The organism is Streptomyces sp. ISL-94, assembly GCF_018614075.1.
Lineage (GTDB): Bacteria > Actinomycetota > Actinomycetes > Streptomycetales > Streptomycetaceae > Streptomyces.
Genome location: NZ_JAGGOZ010000028.1, coordinates 48,964 through 64,354, shown reverse-complemented (window position 1 = coordinate 64,354; position 15,391 = coordinate 48,964). Strand labels below are relative to the sequence as shown.

The window sequence follows — 15,391 nt, the reverse complement described above, 5'->3', positions numbered from 1 at the left end:
CGCCGCTCCGTGCTGGTCAGCGGTGCGGCCTCCCACCACGCGCGGCCCGGCGAGGGGGCGCCCGCCCTGGTGGTCGGGCACGCCCATCTGCCGAGGTCCGGCGCGCAGCAGGCCGTACGGGAGCTGGCGGCGGCGCTCAGGGGGACGTGGGCGCGCCGGCCCGCATCGCCAGGAAGTTCTCCATCATGGCCAGCCCCCCGCTGGTCATGATGGACTCCGGGTGGAACTGCACCCCCTCCACCGGCAGCGTGCGGTGCCGCAGCCCCATCACGTAGCCGTGGTCGGCGGCCACCGCCGTGGTCACCAGGGGCTCCGGCAGCGGGTCGGCGACCAGCAGCGAGTGGTAGCGGGTGGCCTCCAGGCTGTGGCCCAGCCCCGCGAAGAGTCCCTCGCCGTCGTGCCGGACGGTGCTGGTCCGCCCGTGCATCACCTGTCCGGCGACCTCGATCCGGCCGCCGTACGCCAGCCCGATGGCCTGGTGGCCCAGGCACACCCCCAGCAGCGGGACCCGGCCCGCGAACTCGTGCACCAGCTCCACGTGCCCGGACTCCGCCGGGTGCCCGGGGCCCGGCCCGAGCACCACCGCGTCGGGCTCCAGCCCGGCCAGCTGCTCCGGGGTCCGGGTCCGCGACCGGACCACCTCGGTGTCCGCCCCCAGCACCCGCAGGTACTGGTCGATGATGTGGACGAAACTGTCGTACGCGTCGATCAGCAGCACCTTCACGGCAGCAGCTCCTCACCGGTGAGCGCCCAGTAGGCGGCCCCCATCTTGGCCAGCGTCTCCTGCCACTCGGACTCCGGCTCGGACTGGGCCACCATGCCCGCCGAGCTCTGCGTCGAGTACGTGCGGCCGTCGTACTCGATCGTGCGGATGCACAGCGCGAGCTCGCTCCATCCGCGGACGTCGACCAGGCCGACCGCGCCGGCGTAGGCGCCGCGGCGCTCCCGTTCCAGGCCGTCGATGATCTCCATAGCGCGGACCTTGGGCGCCCCCGACATGGTCCCGGCCGGGAAGGTGGCCCGGACCGCGTCCCAGACGCCGACCCCCGGGGCCAGCCGCCCGGAGACGCTCGACACCAGGTGGAACACGTGGGAGTAGGTCTCCACCTCCATCAGCCGGTCCACCGGCTGGGTGCTGGGCACGGAGACCCGGCCGATGTCGTTGCGGCAGAGGTCGACCAGCATGATGTGCTCGGCCTGCTCCTTGACGCTCTCGCGCATCTCCTTGACGCGCCGCCGGTTGACCTCCTCGTCGGGGCCCCGGCGGGCGGTCCCGGCGATCGGCCGCATGACGATCCCGCCGTCCTCGATCCGGAAGAACAGCTCCGGGCTGGCCCCGATCAGGGTCCGGCCGGCCTGCGGCACCAGGTACATGTACGGGGACGGGTTGCGGCCGCGCAGCCGGCGGTAGACGTCGACCGGCGCCAGGTCGGTCTCGACGTCGACGCGGTGGCCGATCTGGATCTGGTAGACGTCGCCGACGCCGATGTGCTCCAGGCAGCGCGCCGCCCAGCCCAGGAACGTCTCCCGGTCGACGCTGTCGCGCACCGAGCGCGGGGCGGGCGCCTGCGGAACTCCGGCCGCCGCGGCCGTTCCCGCCTCCGGCCCGTCCGGGAAGCCGGGCAGGTCGCGTGGTTCCGGCAGCTCGGGCAGGCCGGCGAAGGCCGGGCTGTCGGCGTGCAGCCGGCGCACCCGGCCGTCCGTGACGCCGTACCAGACGGTGTCCCGGAAGAGCGTGAGCGCGATGTCAGGGCGTCCGCCGTCCCCTCCGGTCCGCTCCGGCAGCTCCTCCATGTGCCAGGACGACTCGTACGCCAGCGAGGTCAGGAACCCGAAGGCGTACCCGTCGCCGGGGAGTGCGGTCGTCACCGAGAACAGCCCCTGCGCCCGGGCGAGCGCGTCCCAGATCTGCTCGGACCGGGTGAAGCGGAAGACGTACGGGCCGTCGGGGAGCGGGTGGTGGGCCACCGGGCAGCCGGCGGCCGGGCCGTCCGTGACCAGGCCGGCCGCCTCGACCGCGCCCGCCAGCGCCCGCTTGAGCTCCGCCGTGCCGCCGTCCACCTCGATCCGGTCCGCGTGGACCCGGATCTCGGCGAGCCGGCCGAAACCGACGACCGCGGAGCGGCGGTCCGCCGGGGCCCCCTCCAGGCTCTCGAAGAGGAACACCTCCTCGGCCGGGAGCACGGCGCGCAGCGCCCCGTACAGGTCCAGCGGGGCGTGCGGCGCCATTTCCTGGGCGCCGACCCGCACCTCGACCCCCGCACCGCCCCCGTCAAGTGAAACGCCCATATCCCACAAGGTGAACTCCCGAAGTCATTCGACTTTCCGTCGGAAAGGAGTGAAGCAATTTTTTCCGCCCCACCGCCAGACCAATTCCGGAGCCCCGATGCGGTCCATTTCCAAAACGCTTGACCATTCTTCGGAAGCAATGGGTAACTGAAGCCATGAGAGAAACCGAGAGCAGTGCGTCCTGGCGGAATTTCCCGGCCGCCCAGCAACCCGACTGGCCCGACCCGGGCGCCCTGCGCGCCGTCACCGGCCACCTGGCCGCCGCGCCCCCGCTGGTCTTCGGCGCCGAGTGCGACCAGCTGCGCCTCAAGATGGCGGCGGTCGCCCGCGGCGAGGCCATCCTCCTCCAGGGCGGCGACTGCGCCGAGACCTTCGCCCAGGTCACCACCGACTCCATCCGCGGCAAGCTGAAGACCCTGCTCCAGATGGCCGTCGTGCTCTCCCACGCCACCGCGCTGCCGGTGGTCAAGGTGGGGCGGATGGCGGGCCAGTACGCCAAGCCCCGCTCCAGCCCGTACGAGGAGCGCGGGGACGTGACCCTGCCCTCCTACCGCGGTGACGCCGTCAACGGCCTGGAGTTCACCGCCGCCTCCCGCGTCCCCGACCCGCAGCGGCTGCGCGCCATGTACGAGGCGTCGGCCCGCACCCTGAACCTGATCCGCGCCCTGACCACCGGCGGCTTCGCCGACCTGCACCAGGTGCACGCCTGGAACCGGGGCTTCGTCGCCGGCTCCGACACCGGCGAGCGCTACGAGGCCCTGGCCGACGAGATCGACCGCACGCTGGCCTTCATGCACGCGTGCGGCGTGGACACCCGCGAACTGGGCACCGCCGAGTTCTTCGTCGGCCACGAAGGGCTGCTCCTCGACTACGAGGCTGCCCTCACCCGCACCGAACCGGACACCGGCCGCACCTACGCCGCCAGCGGCCACCTGCTGTGGATCGGCGAGCGGACCCGCGATCCGGACGGCGCCCACGTGGAGTTCTTCTCACGGATCGACAACCCGATCGCCGTGAAGCTGGGGCCGGCCACCACCGCCGACACCGTCCTCGCCCTCCTCGACCGCCTCGACCCGGACCGCGAGCCCGGCCGGCTGACCTTCGTCGTCCGGGCGGGCGCCGACCGGATCCGCGACGTACTGCCCACCCTGGTGGAGAAGGTCGCCGCCGAGGGCGCGCTGCCCTGCTGGGTCAGCGACCCCATGCACGGCAACACCGTCACCGCGCCGAGCGGACACAAGACCCGCTCCTTCGACACCGTGCTCGACGAGGTGCGGGGCTTCGTCGAGGTCCACCGGTCGCTGGGCACCCACCCCGGCGGCATCCACATCGAGCTGACCGGCGACGACGTCACCGAATGCACAGGAGGCGGCAACACTGTCCGGCCCGAGGACCTGCCGCACCGCTACGAGACGGCCTGCGACCCCCGTCTCAACCACACCCAGTCCCTCGACCTGGCCTTCCGGCTCGCGGAGATGTACCGCGAGCACGGGCCGGTCACCCCTGGCGGGCCCGGAGCGCCTCTTCGATGATCCCGAACGGCGGCTGCCCGGCGAGGTAGAAGTGCTCGCCGGGCACGGTCAGCGCCCGCGACGGCCCCCGGGTCGACTCCCGCCACGCGGCACTCTGCGCGAGGGTCACCCGGGGGTCCGACTCCCCGACGACGGCGGTGACCGGGCAGTGCAGCGGCGGGCGCGGCTGCCCCTCGTAGGCCGCGAGCATCCGGAAGTCCGCCCCGATGTACGGCATCACCAGGTCCACGAAGGCCTGGTTGTCCAGCAGCTCCGGATCCGTGCCGCCCAGTTCCACCAGGGTCCGGCCGATCGACTCCGCGTCCCACGCGGCCGCGGCCACCGGGTCCCCCGCCATCAGGTGCGGCGCCCGTGCCCCCGACGCGAACAGGTGCCCCACGCCCGAGCCGGCCTCCTCCAGCGCCCGGACCACCTCGTACGCGACCATCGCGCCCATGCTGTGCCCGAAGAACGCGGCCGGCCGCTCGTCCCCCGACGCCAGCAGCTCGACGGCGATCCCCCGTGCCATCGGCACCAGTTGCTCCGCGCAGTCCTCCGAGAACCGCTCCGCGCGCCCCGGGTAGCAGACCGCGTGGACCTCGTACGCGTCGAGCCCCCTGGCCCAGGCCCGGAAGAAGTAGGGGGACCCGCCCGCGTGCGGGAAGCACACCACCCGCTGCGCCGCGAACGGCCGCGCCTCGACCACCTGTGTCCACACCATCTCTGCCACCCCTGCCCCCGCGGCCGTACCACGGTGTCCGCACATCTCCGACGGCGCGATGGTCGTGCCTCGCGCTGACGGCGCGCTGACGTACCGCAGGACCCACTTCGCCGAGGCCCGGGTGCTGGTGGGCTCCGCCCCGCAGAGCGGCCTGGCCCCCGGCTCGGTCGCGGTCACCCTGCGGCGGACCCTGGACCGGTTCACGCAGGACACCGGCCTGACCGTCGAGGCGGACCTGCCGGCGGACGTCTCGTGCGACCAGCAGACCCGCATCGCCCTGCTGCGCTGCACCCAGGAGTCGCTGGCCAACGTGCGCAAGCACGCCGCCGCCACCACGGTCGGCGTGGTCCTCACCCAGCACCCGCACGCCATCGAGCTGGAGATCACCGACGACGGGAACGGCTTCGTCGTCGCGGAGTCCCGCGGTTTCGGCCTCGACGGCATGCGCAAGCGGCTCGCCGAGATCGACGGCGACCTCACGGTGACCAGCTCGCCCGGGGACGGCACCCGCATCCTCGCCACGATCCACACGAACGGACAGCCCTGAGATGAAGACGACGACACCCGACGGCGCCTCGGACGGCACCGGGGCAGGCGCGGGAGACGGCACCGGAAAGGACGGCCGGATCAGGGTCATCGTGGTGGACGACCACACGGTGATGCGCGCCGGCGTCGTCGCCCTCCTCGCCCCGGAGCCGTCCATCGCCATCGTCGGCGAGGCCGACAACGGGCAGGAGGCCGTCGCGCTCGTCGATTCCCTGCGCCCCGACGTGGCCCTCGTCGACCTGCGGATGCCGGTCATGGACGGGGTCGCGGCCACCGCCGAGATCACGGCCGGCCCGGCCCCGACGCGAGTCCTCATCCTCACCACGTACGACACCGACGTGGAGATCGAACGGGCCGTCGAAGCGGGCGCCGTCGGCTACCTGCTGAAGGACACCACCCGCGAACAGCTCGTGGCCGCCATCCGCTCGGCGGCGCGCGGCGAGACGGTGCTGGCCCCGCGGGTCGCGGAGCGGCTCGTGGCCAAGATGCGCCGCCCCGCCCCGGTGGCGCTGACCGCCCGCGAGCTGGACGTGCTGAGCGCCGTGGCGGACGGCCTGTCGAACGCGGACATCGGCAAGCGCCTCGTCATCGCCGAGGCCACCGTCAAGACCCACCTGCTGCGGGTCTTCGCCAAGCTGGACGTGAGCGACCGCACCCACGCCGTGGTGACCGCCATGGAACGCGGCCTGCTGGTCCGCCCGGAACGCGACTGAACGGATTCCTCCGCCCCCTTCCACTGCCCGTCACGGACCCGCCCGTTCACCGGGGACGCGGGCACCGGAAGGGATACGCGTCACACCGCGGCACCGCGCCCGCCGCAGGCGGAGGCCGAGAGGGCAACGGAGAAGCGGACATGCCGAATCGGCCGCCACCGCTTGCGCGGTGACGACCGATTCGTCGATGTGGAGCACCGACGAAACCCCTTGACCAGCAACGCCAGCCCCATCCCTGACCTGCGCTTCCCACGCTGATGTAGATCGTTTCCCGCCGAATGCCGTCCCTCACATCGGTGCCCGCGCACAGACGCTGGTAGCACGCCACGCCGTCGGCCATGACAAATGTCATGGCCCAGCAGTGCGTTTCCAACAAAGATCGATTACGTCTGGTACTGCCCTGCCTTGGGCTGCCTCGGAACACTGGAACCATGCGATCTCACCGCCCAACAGAGCAAGACGACAACGTCATCATCGACGCGCGTGATGCGCGCAGGACGTACGGGGCGGGCAGCAGGTCTGCGTACGAGGCCGTTCGTGGCGTAACCCTGCAGGTACAGAGAGGAGAGGTCTTCGCGCTCCTTGGGACCAACGGAGCCGGGAAGACCTCGACTGTCGAGCTACTAGAAGGGCTGGCACGACCCTCTGCCGGGCGGGTACGGGTCCTTGGGCATGACCCGTTCACCGAGCGCACTAGGGTTCGCGCGCGGACTGGGGTGATGCTTCAATCCGGAGGCTTCCCCGGAGAACTGACCGTGGCCGAGGTCACGCGTTTCTGGGCTCAGTGCAGTTCTGGCGCGCGCGCGGTGTCCGAGGTCCTCGACTTGGTCGGATTGACAGACCGGAGTGGGGTCCGTGTCAAGCAGTTGTCCGGCGGGGAGGCGAGGCGGCTGGATCTCGGGCTGGCGGTGATTGGACGGCCGGAGGTGCTGTTCCTCGACGAGCCCACGACCGGGATGGATCCTGAGGGGCGTCGGGACACATGGCGAGTTGTGAGGCAGCTGCGGGAGGAACATACAACCGTGCTGCTGACCACGCACTACCTGGAAGAAGCTGAGGAACTCGCCGACCGTCTGGCGATCATGCAACACGGTCGGGTTGTCGCCGGAGGAACGCCGGCGGAGGTGATTGCCGCCCATCCTTCTCGCATCCGCTTCGAGCTTCCGCACGGCTGGGACTCCGAGAGTCTGCCGCCGCTTCCTGGTACGACCCACCGTGAGACGACCGGGCCGATAATCACTGTCCACACGACGAGCCTTCAGGCCGCCTTGAATCGGCTCCTCTCCTGGGCTGATGACGGCCAAATCACCCTGGCGCGGTTGGACGCAAGGTCCGCGTCACTGGAGCAGGCATTCCTGACCTTGACCTCTGCATCGAGGACCGATCTTGCGGAGAGTCACTCATGACCAACCCCATGCATGCTGCATTCGTTGGCAGGGGTGCCCGCATGACGGCCCTGGTCCAAGCGGAAATGATCATGTTGGCGCGGAACAGGAGTGCGCTTGTTGCCGCACTAGTACTGCCGCTCGGGTCGTTGTGGCTCTTACATTCCGCCACCCCGTCGTCGTTCAACGTGGGCCAACACGAGACCGTTCAAGCCGGAGGAGTGCTCGCAACGGGCACGATCGGCATGGTGTTCCTCTTCGTCGTCTACTCCACCTTGGTCAACGCGTACGTTGCCCGCCGCGAGGGGATGGTGCTCAAGCGCCTGCAAACCGGTGAGCTCACCGATGGCGAGATCTTGGCGGGAACGGCTTTACCCGCCGCAGGACTGGCATTGGGACAATGTGCGGTGGTAATCGGCATCGGGATCACCGTCCTGGACCTACCGGTCCCGGCGAACGCCGTCGTACTGCTGATCGGCGTGCTTTCGGGGACAGTGCTGGCGGCAGCGCTCGCAGCCTGCTCCTCGGTCCTGACCCGGACGGTGGAGATGGCCCAATTGACCACGATGCCGGTCCTCCTGGCATCCATGGCCGGCTCCGGGCTGGTATTCCCCCTCGCCGCCATGCCCGCGTGGCTGGCAGATGTGTGCCGCCTGCTGCCGCTGACACCGTCCATGGAGATGGTACGCATCGGATGGCTCGGTGTTGTGGGCGCCGGTACCAGCAGTCAAACGGGGACCGGTGTGTGGAGCATGGCGCTTCCCCAGATCGGCGGCGCCGTGCTGTGGACGGCCGCAGCGGTGTGGGCTGCCCGACGCTGGTTTCGCTGGGAATCACGCAAATGACCTTGGACGCCTCAAGCCGGAGGCTTGACACGAGGTGGTCAAGGCCCTTGCGGTCACTAGGAAGGGACCATACGGGCCGGGAGCTAAGGAGTCGATATCACCACAGTGGCCCAGAGCGGTTCGAGCTCTATACGCGCCTGTCGCTCTATCTTCTGTCACTCCTTGAGCCGGTGCTCGTCACAATTTGGCTCACAACCGCTCCCTTGTCGCCGGGAGCGAAGGTGATCTGGCCGGTTGTGACCGGCGGAGTCCTGCACACAGCCCTATGCCTGGGTCTGCTTCGCGTGGGACTCAGAGACGGCGCGTCGCACCGCGCGTGGGATTGGCCCTGGGTGGGATCCGCCGTGGCTACGAGCCTGGCGGCGGCTGTCGGCATGCTGACACTGCACTCGTATGTCGGTTCGGGCACTGCTGAACTGCTGGTGGCCGGCGCGATCGTCTTCTTTGCCGGCCCACTCATGATTGCGTGGCCTGTCAAGGAATCGCTGGCCCTGCTTCTGGCGTTGTCGGTTTGCCTTGTGATAGTTGCCAATGGGATGAACGTTCCTCGCGGGTTCGTGGCGAACGCTGCCCTGGACACTCTTTTGGGTGTCTTGGCATTCGGCGTTACCTACCGATTTTCGGCATGGGCTCTGGGTGTCGTACGTGAGCTCCGACGCACCCGGGAAATTCAGGCTCAGCTGGCGGTTGCCGAGGAACGGCTCAGATTCGCCCGGGATCTGCACGATGTATTGGGTCGCAACCTTACAGTGATCGCCCTGAAGAGCGAACTGGCCGCGGCTCTGACCAAAATGGGCAAGCCATCGGCGGCTGCACAAATGGCGGAAATCCAACTCATTGCCCGAGACTCCCAGGACGAGATGCGGGCCGTGATCCGGGGATATCGGAACATGAACCTTAATACCGAACTGGAGGGCGCGCGCGCAGTCCTGCGAGCTGCGGGCATAGATTGCCTTATCGAAGTCGAGATCGAATCTCAAGGCGACCTCGATCAGGAAACTCAGATGGCACTTGCTTGGGTGGTTCGCGAAGGAACCACAAATGCACTTCGGCACAGTGACGCGAAGGTCTGCAGCATACGATTTTCCTCATCGGGCGAAACGGTCACGCTCATGGTTGAGAATGACGGCGTGGACAAGACTGCGATGCCCGACTTCAGCAGGGCCGGTCTTGTCGGCCTGCGCGAACGGCTGGACACCCTCGGTGGCAGTCTGCAAACGGCAGAGACGGCCAATGGCCGATTCACTCTTTCCGTTCATCTCCCGAAGACCTCACGTAAGAAGAACGTCTAGGTTCCGAACCGGCTCAGGGTGGGATCATCATGAAGAATCAGATTCGGGTTCTGCTCGCTGATGACGAGCACCTCATTCGCGGCGCCTTGGCCACATTGTTGGGACTCGATGACGATCTCATCGTGGTGGCCGAGGCATCGACGGGGCCAGAAGCAGTGGCCATGGGCCAGCAGCATCGGCCCGATGTCGCCGTCCTCGATATGCAGATGCCGGGTCTCGACGGTCTCGCCGTCGCACAGTCGCTCCGCATTGATGTGCCGACTTGCCGCACAATGATCGTGACCAGTTTCGGCCGACCCGGCCACCTCAAGCGTGCACTGGAGGCAGGCGTCCGCGGGTTCCTACCCAAAACCGTTTCCGCATCCGATCTGGCTGACATCATCCGCACGGTTCACGCTGGCAGGCGCTACATCGCGTCGGAGATTGCGGCTGACGCGATCAGCGCAGGGAACAGTCCGCTGACCCCTCGCGAAGCGGACGTACTCAGCTTCGCAGCCGATGGTTCGTCGATCGCAGAGATCGCCGAACGCGCCGGCCTCTCAGCGGGAACTGTTCGAAACTACATCTCCTCGGCTGTCAACAAACTCGGGGCGGAGAACCGACATTCTGCAGCGAGATCAGCGCAAGACCGTGGCTGGATTTAACGGGTTGCCAGACCCCGCAGACAAACAGATGATCACTGTTGGAAGATTCGACATCCGCACGCCCTCTTACGCCGCATCCCGGCGTTGACGTGCGGATCTAAAATTCCAACGGGGGTTGAAAGACCATGGGAAGACCGGAGTCTCACATAGATCCAGCGGAGGGCCCGCTGCAGCGCTTCGCTTATGACTTGCGAACCTTGAGGAAGCACGCGGGAAGTCCGTCCTACAGAGCACTATCCAGCCTGGCCAACTACTCGGGAACGTCACTTTCGGAAGCGGCTCGCGGGGTCAACCTTCCAAGCTTGGAGGTGACTTTGGCCTATGTGAACGCGTGCAATGGTGACACCGCCTTCTGGTCTCAGTACTGGCAAGAGACCGAGGCGTCGTTGTCCAAGACCAGCACATCTGGCATCGAACGTCAGTCACCCCAGGAACCTGGCTGTTCTGCAGAGGCGGGAACCGGCCATACACCCATGCCCCAGCGGGCGGGTTGGCGCCTTGGGGGCCACTTTGCGGTGGCCTTGCCCACACTCGCCGCGCTGGCCGGAGTGGCGGGAGTGACCGGGCTCATTCGACGGAAGCCGGAAGCGGTGATGACCGTCGTGGCCAGCAGTTGTCTCGCCTCAGGTTTCTTACTCGGGAGGACTCTCAATGACTGATGAAAACGGCCGTACGCCACCTCAAGCCGAGGTGGTGATGCGGAGAACGGTATGGGGATGGTTCAAGGACATGATCCGCGCCCTGATCGACTGGTCCGCCCGCAGGCCACTGACCGAACCCGCAGGGCACCAGTCGATTCCCCACTCTTCAGACGTCCGCATGATGGTCTGGGCCATCACTGTGGTTGATCTCATCACCGGCGTGGTGGTCGACGGGATGGTCCCGCCGGCGTTCCGACCGCTTCACCTCCTCTGGGTCGTGGGTGTTCTGGTGCTGTCGCTCGGCTTCTGTGCGATGACCGCTCGCACCCCCCACCTGATCAACGAATCAACTCTCCGCGTGCGCACCGGGCCCCTGCGGGAGCTGACCATCCCGCTCGCCAAGGTGAGCACTGTGCGTCATGCGCACGGCGCCGTCACGAGCCACGGGCTGCGCCGCGTGCTGGACGAAAGCGACGCGGTGGCCTGCTCTGTCAGTAGCGCCACCACCCTCATCCTCGACTTGACGCACGCCATTCCGGTGAAGTTCCGGAAGGGGGGCACCGTGATGGCTAGCCGGATCTACTTTTCGGCCGATGAGCCTTCGAAGGCCGCACAACTGATCAACCGTGCGGCTGTTCGCAGCGGCGAAAGGATGACGGGTTCCTGAACATGACCACATCCATTGAACCGATGTCGGCCGGGGATCTCGACGGATCTCCGGAAGTGGAATCCCTGCTGGCGAGACTGGGACTCGGCTCCCTCTCCAGTCAGCCGGATGTGCGGAAGCTGCCCGGCCGGAACACGAACTGGATCGGTACCACGGACATGGGCCGAGGAGTCTTCGTCAAGCGACTCGCCGGTCCGTCCGAGATGACCGCGGCACGGATCCGGCAGTGCCTCGCCTTTGACCGGATGCTCCGGAACGGCGGGCCGTCAGGGCTCCTTTCCCCTCACTGTCTGGGAGCCGACGCGGAAGCCCACCTCCTCGTGTACGAGGCCGTACCAGGGGCGAAGACAGCTGCCGAGTTGGTGCGCGAGGACGAGCTCGGCGACGACCTGATGTACTCCGTGGGAAGAACGGTGGGACTGCTCCACAACCTGCCGTCCGGAGAGCTTCCACAAGGCGCCGAGACCACACCTCTCCTACCCTCCGCAGAACTCCTCGACGGCATACCGATCTCCCTGTTCGAGGCCTCTTCGGCCGCTGAGCTGCAGGTGTGGAGCGTCATGCAGAACGACCTCCCCCTCGCAGGTGCCCTACGCCGGCTCCTCGAAGAGGAACAGCGAGCCGGCCTGGTGGCCGCCCACTGCGACTTGCGGCTCGATCAATTCCTCGTCGCCGACGGCCGGGTCCACCTGACCGACCTCGAAGAGTTCCAGGCTGGTGACCCCGCCCGTGACATCGGAGGCGTCATCGGAGACCTGCTGCACCGCGCCCTGCTGGCTGCGGTGGCCCAAGAGGATCCGTATGCGGACGAGCCGGTGTCCCATGCCCAGATGGTGGCGCGGCTGACGGATGGCATCCGAACGGTCCGCCCCCGGATCGAGATCTTCTGGCAGGGATACCTCAGCGAGCGGCCCGGTGCGGGCGACGTCGCAGGCCGAGTGGTGGCGTTCGCCGGCTGGCATCTGCTCGATCGCCTGCTGGCGGGTGCCAGGAACGCACCGCGTCTGGCAGCCATCCCTCGCGCGGTGGCCGGCATAGGCAGAAAGGCACTGCTCACGCCTGAGGCATTCATTTCAACCCTCGGACTAACGGAGGCCACACGATGAACGGCATGCCCTCACACCGTGTTGCCGGTTTCGGCCCGGCTCTCGAATCGGCGCCCCTGCTGTCCGAGAAACTCGAAGACGTACTGGACAGCGTGCACGTAAACAGGGACGGGCTGACCGCATCGGTGAGCGGGAGAGCCGTCACGGGCACGTCCCCCCTCACTCTCTCCGGGCAGCTTGCCACCGCTCTCTATCAAGTGATTCACGTCGGCAGGCCGGCGGTGGAAGAGGGCCGTGGGCCAGACTCACTGGAGCGCGACCTGGAAGCCGAGCTGGCCGGTGCGGTGCCTCACCGATACACCCGGCACCGTGTCCCGGTCCTCACCGAAGACCAGTCCGGCCTGATCGTCGGGCTGACGGGGGTACGAGTCCGCCTCGGACCGGGCCGCCTCGCCGAAGGAGTCGCCGAATCGCAACGTGAGGCCACCATCCTCGTCGCAGCCGCGCGGCCCTCGCTGTCCCCCGGCTTCTTTCTGGCCGACGGGTCGATGCCCTTGGCCGGGGATGACCCGGTACTGAGGGTCTACGTGCATGTGAGGACACCGGAAGCCGCAGTCGAATCATGGTCGAAGGCCCTGGAGTATCTGGAGGCACACTCCGTCCCCTACCGGGCCAAGGCATCTTCATCCCGTGGACTCCTCCCACGGAGGGATGGCGTGGTGGTCTATGTGGGAAGCCGCCATCAAGCCGCTCTCCCCGGGCTGGCGCAGGCGGTGACGGGGACCAGCGACCTCGGCAGCGATTGCTCACCGTTCACGCGGGCCCTGGCCCCGGGGGTCGCTCTCGCCTGGGAGCCCGACGACACCAGGCCGGGTATGCGCAACACGAGTCTCGGGGAGCACCGGTCCCGGGCGATTGCCGCCGGCCTGGTCAAGGAGGCGACTCAACCTGACGGCCGACTCAAGGCCACTTTTGTACGGGACGCCTTGCTGGAAGCAGGTATTGACCCGTCGGACCCATCGCGCAACCTGTCCTCTCCACCGTTTATCTCCCTCATTGAAAACTGACGGGACCACTTAACCGATCATCAAAACGATCTTGCCCGCTCCACGACTGACCCCCTACGTTTCTACTCGTCGCCGGAAAGAGATTCCAACAAGCTTTCCGGAACACTAAATTGTCTGCATGCGGAAACTATCTGCATCTTGAACAATAGAGGAGAAGTCATGAACGACGTAGAGCTGGCCACCGGTTTCGACGCTTACGCCGATGTGAACGAGATGGCCGCTGAGGTCACCCCGGACGAGGCTCCCTCGCCGCAGACCATCATCTCGCTGAGCATCGTCGCCAGCTTCAAGTGGGGCTGCTGAACCAGCGCGCAACGTGTCCTGTACGGCCGGCGGTTCGTCCGCCGGCCGTACAGGTCGTCCTCGAGGAATACATGCCGTTCAACCGTTCCAGCGACAAGCCACTTGAAGGGGGCACGTATGGGCGTATCTGTTCTTCTTCCTTTCATGCCGACGGGTGGCAGGCAACTCCTACCCTTCGCGGAAATCGTCCAAGCCGGATCTGCCGACCGTCTATGGACCGGCCAGTCCCTGCTGATCGAACCGCATGCCGCTCTGGCGTATGCGGCAGGAGCCGGCGTACGAATCCCGATCGGTACCAGCGTGGCTCTGATGCCGTTGCGCCACCCCTTCCAAGCCGCCCTCCAGGCACGGTCACTGGCCGCCTTGTCCGGTCACCCGGTGGTGGCTGGCCTAGGAACCGGCCCCGCCCCCTTTGTGCAATCCCTCCGCGGAAGCGGATACGCCAGCCCACTCGGGGCTGTGCGTGAATACGCCACCATCGTCCGGAACCTTCTCGCCGGTACCGTGGTCGAGCTCCCCGGGGAGTACTACTCAATGGGCGGAGCGCTTCCTCCCATGAACACCCCGCCGGTCGAACTCGGCCTCGGCGTACTTAGGCCTCGGATGGCCGAGCTCGCCGGTGAGCTGGCCGACGTGGCCATCACCTGGCTGACCCCTCCGAACTACCTTGCCGAAGTCATCGTTCCCGCTCTCGGCAGGGGCGCGGAACGCGCTGGGCGACCGCGCCCGCGTGTGGCGGCGGTGGTCCACGTCTCGGTGGACGACGTCGACCGCGATCACGTGCGTGTCATCCAGGCCGCCTCTCACGCCCACCTACGGGCCCCTCACTACCAGGACATGCTGCACCGCGCCGGTGTCGAGGTGAACCTCGACGACCTTGCCGGAACCGCCGCCCGGCTCATCGACAGCCGGACAGCCGCCGTTGGCAGCGTCGACGACATCCTGCGGACCGTCGCCGCCTACCGGAAGGCCGGCGTGGACGAGGTGGTGATCAGCACTGTAGGACTCCAGGCCACGGGCGGAACATCCACCTCGCTCGCTGCTCTCGCCGCGATCACAGAAGCCGCCTCGGCCCGTCCGGCGACGGCCGGCCATGGGAGCCACCGATGAACCAAAGCCCCATGACGCTTCCGGAGTTCTCGCCCAAGCGTCTGCTCCTGGTAGGTACAGGTGCCCTCGGCGTCTCGTCTCTGCCCGGATGGCTCGGCTGGCTGCGTGAAGGCTATCCGGACGTCGAGACCTGGGTCGTACTCACCAGGCAGGCCACCTCGTTCGTCACGCCCGCGGCGCTCACCGCGATCGGTGGCAGGGCCGTCCTTCTCGACGCGTGGCCCACCGAACCTCAAGTGGCCGCTCCGCATGTCGAACTGGGCCAGTGGGCGGAGGCCGTCGCCGTCTACCCGGCCACCTTCCACTTCACCAGCCGTCTCGCCCTCGGGCTGGCAGATACACCTGTGATGCTCGCTCTCCAATGCACAAGCGCTCCGATCGGGCTCGCTCCCGCGCTCCCGCCCGGCGGACTGCACAGTCACGCCTTCCAGTCCCACCTGGCCGCACTACATGAACGATCCAACGTGGTGGTCGCCGAACCCGAGGCAGGGCTCAGCACCACCACCGGGCGCCTCGATGCATCCACAGCCGCCCCCTTGCCCACTCTGCTGCAGCTGATCCAGAAGCGCTGGTCAGAGGGCGGCGGGGGAAGCACACGATGAAGCCGCCAT

The 15,391-nt window shown here is 67.7% G+C and carries 15 protein-coding genes and 1 pseudogene; 13 read left to right on the top strand and 3 right to left on the bottom strand.

Going from position 1 to position 15,391, the window contains the following annotated elements; all coding sequences use genetic code 11:
* Window positions 1-136 precede the first annotated feature (136 nt).
* Both J7E94_RS11070 and J7E94_RS11065 read right to left on the bottom strand, forming a co-directional pair.
* Complete coding sequence (locus J7E94_RS11070; protein ID WP_215014510.1) at window positions 137-724, bottom strand: aminodeoxychorismate/anthranilate synthase component II; 588 nt, start codon at window positions 722-724, stop codon at window positions 137-139.
* Window positions 721-2,289, bottom strand: coding sequence for an anthranilate synthase component I family protein (locus J7E94_RS11065; RefSeq protein WP_215014508.1), 1,569 nt, complete (start codon window positions 2,287-2,289; stop codon window positions 721-723). Before J7E94_RS11065 ends, J7E94_RS11070 begins: the two co-directional genes overlap by 4 nt.
* A gap of 155 nt (window positions 2,290-2,444) precedes the next feature.
* On the opposite strand from J7E94_RS11065, the gene J7E94_RS11060 reads away from it, so the two are divergent.
* A complete protein-coding gene (locus J7E94_RS11060; RefSeq protein WP_215014505.1) occupies window positions 2,445-3,821 on the top strand; it encodes a class II 3-deoxy-7-phosphoheptulonate synthase in 1,377 nt (458 codons plus the stop codon).
* On the opposite strand, the gene J7E94_RS11055 is transcribed toward J7E94_RS11060, so the two are convergent.
* Entirely contained in the window at window positions 3,787-4,521 is a 735-nt protein-coding gene (locus J7E94_RS11055) for a thioesterase II family protein (RefSeq protein ID WP_215014503.1), read from the bottom strand. The genes J7E94_RS11060 and J7E94_RS11055 overlap by 35 nt on opposite strands.
* A 97-nt stretch (window positions 4,522-4,618) precedes the next feature.
* Here J7E94_RS11055 and J7E94_RS11050 point away from each other — a divergent pair.
* The 12 genes and pseudogenes from J7E94_RS11050 to J7E94_RS10995 form a co-directional block, all read left to right on the top strand.
* Window positions 4,619-5,068, top strand: a pseudogene (locus J7E94_RS11050) (sensor histidine kinase); the annotation flags it as partial.
* A gap of 1 nt (window position 5,069) precedes the next feature.
* Window positions 5,070-5,780 (top strand): response regulator transcription factor, encoded by a 711-nt coding sequence (locus tag J7E94_RS11045; protein ID WP_215014501.1) that lies wholly within the window; start codon window positions 5,070-5,072, stop codon window positions 5,778-5,780.
* Window positions 5,781-6,211: 431 nt separating this feature from the next.
* Window positions 6,212-7,186 carry an ABC transporter ATP-binding protein gene (locus tag J7E94_RS11040; RefSeq protein WP_215014499.1) on the top strand — a complete coding sequence of 325 codons (975 nt, stop codon included), beginning with the start codon at window positions 6,212-6,214 and terminating at the stop codon, window positions 7,184-7,186.
* On the top strand, window positions 7,183-8,010 hold the full coding sequence (locus J7E94_RS11035) for an ABC transporter permease (RefSeq protein WP_215014497.1): 828 nt from the start codon (window positions 7,183-7,185) through the stop codon (window positions 8,008-8,010). Before J7E94_RS11040 ends, J7E94_RS11035 begins: the two co-directional genes overlap by 4 nt.
* Window positions 8,011-8,354: 344 nt before the next feature.
* Window positions 8,355-9,302, top strand: coding sequence for a histidine kinase (locus J7E94_RS11030; protein WP_215014496.1), 948 nt, complete (start codon window positions 8,355-8,357; stop codon window positions 9,300-9,302).
* A gap of 29 nt (window positions 9,303-9,331) precedes the next feature.
* Window positions 9,332-9,946 (top strand): response regulator transcription factor, encoded by a 615-nt coding sequence (locus tag J7E94_RS11025; protein WP_215014495.1) that lies wholly within the window; start codon window positions 9,332-9,334, stop codon window positions 9,944-9,946.
* Window positions 9,947-10,597: 651 nt separating this feature from the next.
* Window positions 10,598-11,254, top strand: a complete 657-nt coding sequence (locus J7E94_RS11020) for a hypothetical protein (RefSeq protein ID WP_214947303.1) — start codon at window positions 10,598-10,600, stop codon at window positions 11,252-11,254.
* Window positions 11,255-11,310: 56 nt separating this feature from the next.
* Window positions 11,311-12,360 (top strand): class V lanthionine synthetase subunit LxmK, encoded by a 1,050-nt coding sequence (lxmK, locus tag J7E94_RS11015; RefSeq protein WP_215014494.1) that lies wholly within the window; start codon window positions 11,311-11,313, stop codon window positions 12,358-12,360.
* Window positions 12,357-13,367, top strand: coding sequence for a T3SS effector HopA1 family protein (locus J7E94_RS11010; protein ID WP_214947305.1), 1,011 nt, complete (start codon window positions 12,357-12,359; stop codon window positions 13,365-13,367). The genes lxmK and J7E94_RS11010 overlap by 4 nt, the downstream gene beginning before the upstream one ends.
* Window positions 13,368-13,526: 159 nt before the next feature.
* The gene (locus tag J7E94_RS11005; RefSeq protein ID WP_214947306.1) at window positions 13,527-13,670 is read left to right on the top strand and encodes a hypothetical protein; all 144 of its coding nucleotides are present in this window, start codon (window positions 13,527-13,529) and stop codon (window positions 13,668-13,670) included.
* Window positions 13,671-13,787: 117 nt separating this feature from the next.
* Window positions 13,788-14,780 carry an LLM class flavin-dependent oxidoreductase gene (locus J7E94_RS11000; RefSeq protein ID WP_214947307.1) on the top strand — a complete coding sequence of 331 codons (993 nt, stop codon included), beginning with the start codon at window positions 13,788-13,790 and terminating at the stop codon, window positions 14,778-14,780.
* Window positions 14,777-15,382, top strand: coding sequence for a flavoprotein (locus tag J7E94_RS10995; RefSeq protein WP_215014493.1), 606 nt, complete (start codon window positions 14,777-14,779; stop codon window positions 15,380-15,382). The genes J7E94_RS11000 and J7E94_RS10995 overlap by 4 nt, the downstream gene beginning before the upstream one ends.
* Window positions 15,383-15,391: the final 9 nt, after the last annotated feature.

What these genes read in the sequence shown, in the direction of transcription:
- J7E94_RS11060 (WP_215014505.1), top strand. Translation starts at nt 2,445, where the DNA reads ATGAGAGAAACCGAGAGCAGTGCGTCCTGGCGGAATTTCCCGGCCGCC.
- J7E94_RS11000 (WP_214947307.1), top strand. Translation starts at nt 13,788, where the DNA reads ATGGGCGTATCTGTTCTTCTTCCTTTCATGCCGACGGGTGGCAGGCAA.
- J7E94_RS11025 (WP_215014495.1), top strand. Translation starts at nt 9,332, where the DNA reads ATGAAGAATCAGATTCGGGTTCTGCTCGCTGATGACGAGCACCTCATT.
- J7E94_RS11045 (WP_215014501.1), top strand. Translation starts at nt 5,070, where the DNA reads ATGAAGACGACGACACCCGACGGCGCCTCGGACGGCACCGGGGCAGGC.
- J7E94_RS11020 (WP_214947303.1), top strand. Translation starts at nt 10,598, where the DNA reads ATGACTGATGAAAACGGCCGTACGCCACCTCAAGCCGAGGTGGTGATG.
- J7E94_RS11010 (WP_214947305.1), top strand. Translation starts at nt 12,357, where the DNA reads ATGAACGGCATGCCCTCACACCGTGTTGCCGGTTTCGGCCCGGCTCTC.
- J7E94_RS11065 (WP_215014508.1), bottom strand. Translation starts at nt 2,289, where the DNA reads ATGGGCGTTTCACTTGACGGGGGCGGTGCGGGGGTCGAGGTGCGGGTC.
- J7E94_RS11035 (WP_215014497.1), top strand. Translation starts at nt 7,183, where the DNA reads ATGACCAACCCCATGCATGCTGCATTCGTTGGCAGGGGTGCCCGCATG.
- J7E94_RS11055 (WP_215014503.1), bottom strand. Translation starts at nt 4,521, where the DNA reads ATGGTGTGGACACAGGTGGTCGAGGCGCGGCCGTTCGCGGCGCAGCGG.
- J7E94_RS11005 (WP_214947306.1), top strand. Translation starts at nt 13,527, where the DNA reads ATGAACGACGTAGAGCTGGCCACCGGTTTCGACGCTTACGCCGATGTG.
- J7E94_RS11040 (WP_215014499.1), top strand. Translation starts at nt 6,212, where the DNA reads ATGCGATCTCACCGCCCAACAGAGCAAGACGACAACGTCATCATCGAC.
- J7E94_RS10995 (WP_215014493.1), top strand. Translation starts at nt 14,777, where the DNA reads ATGAACCAAAGCCCCATGACGCTTCCGGAGTTCTCGCCCAAGCGTCTG.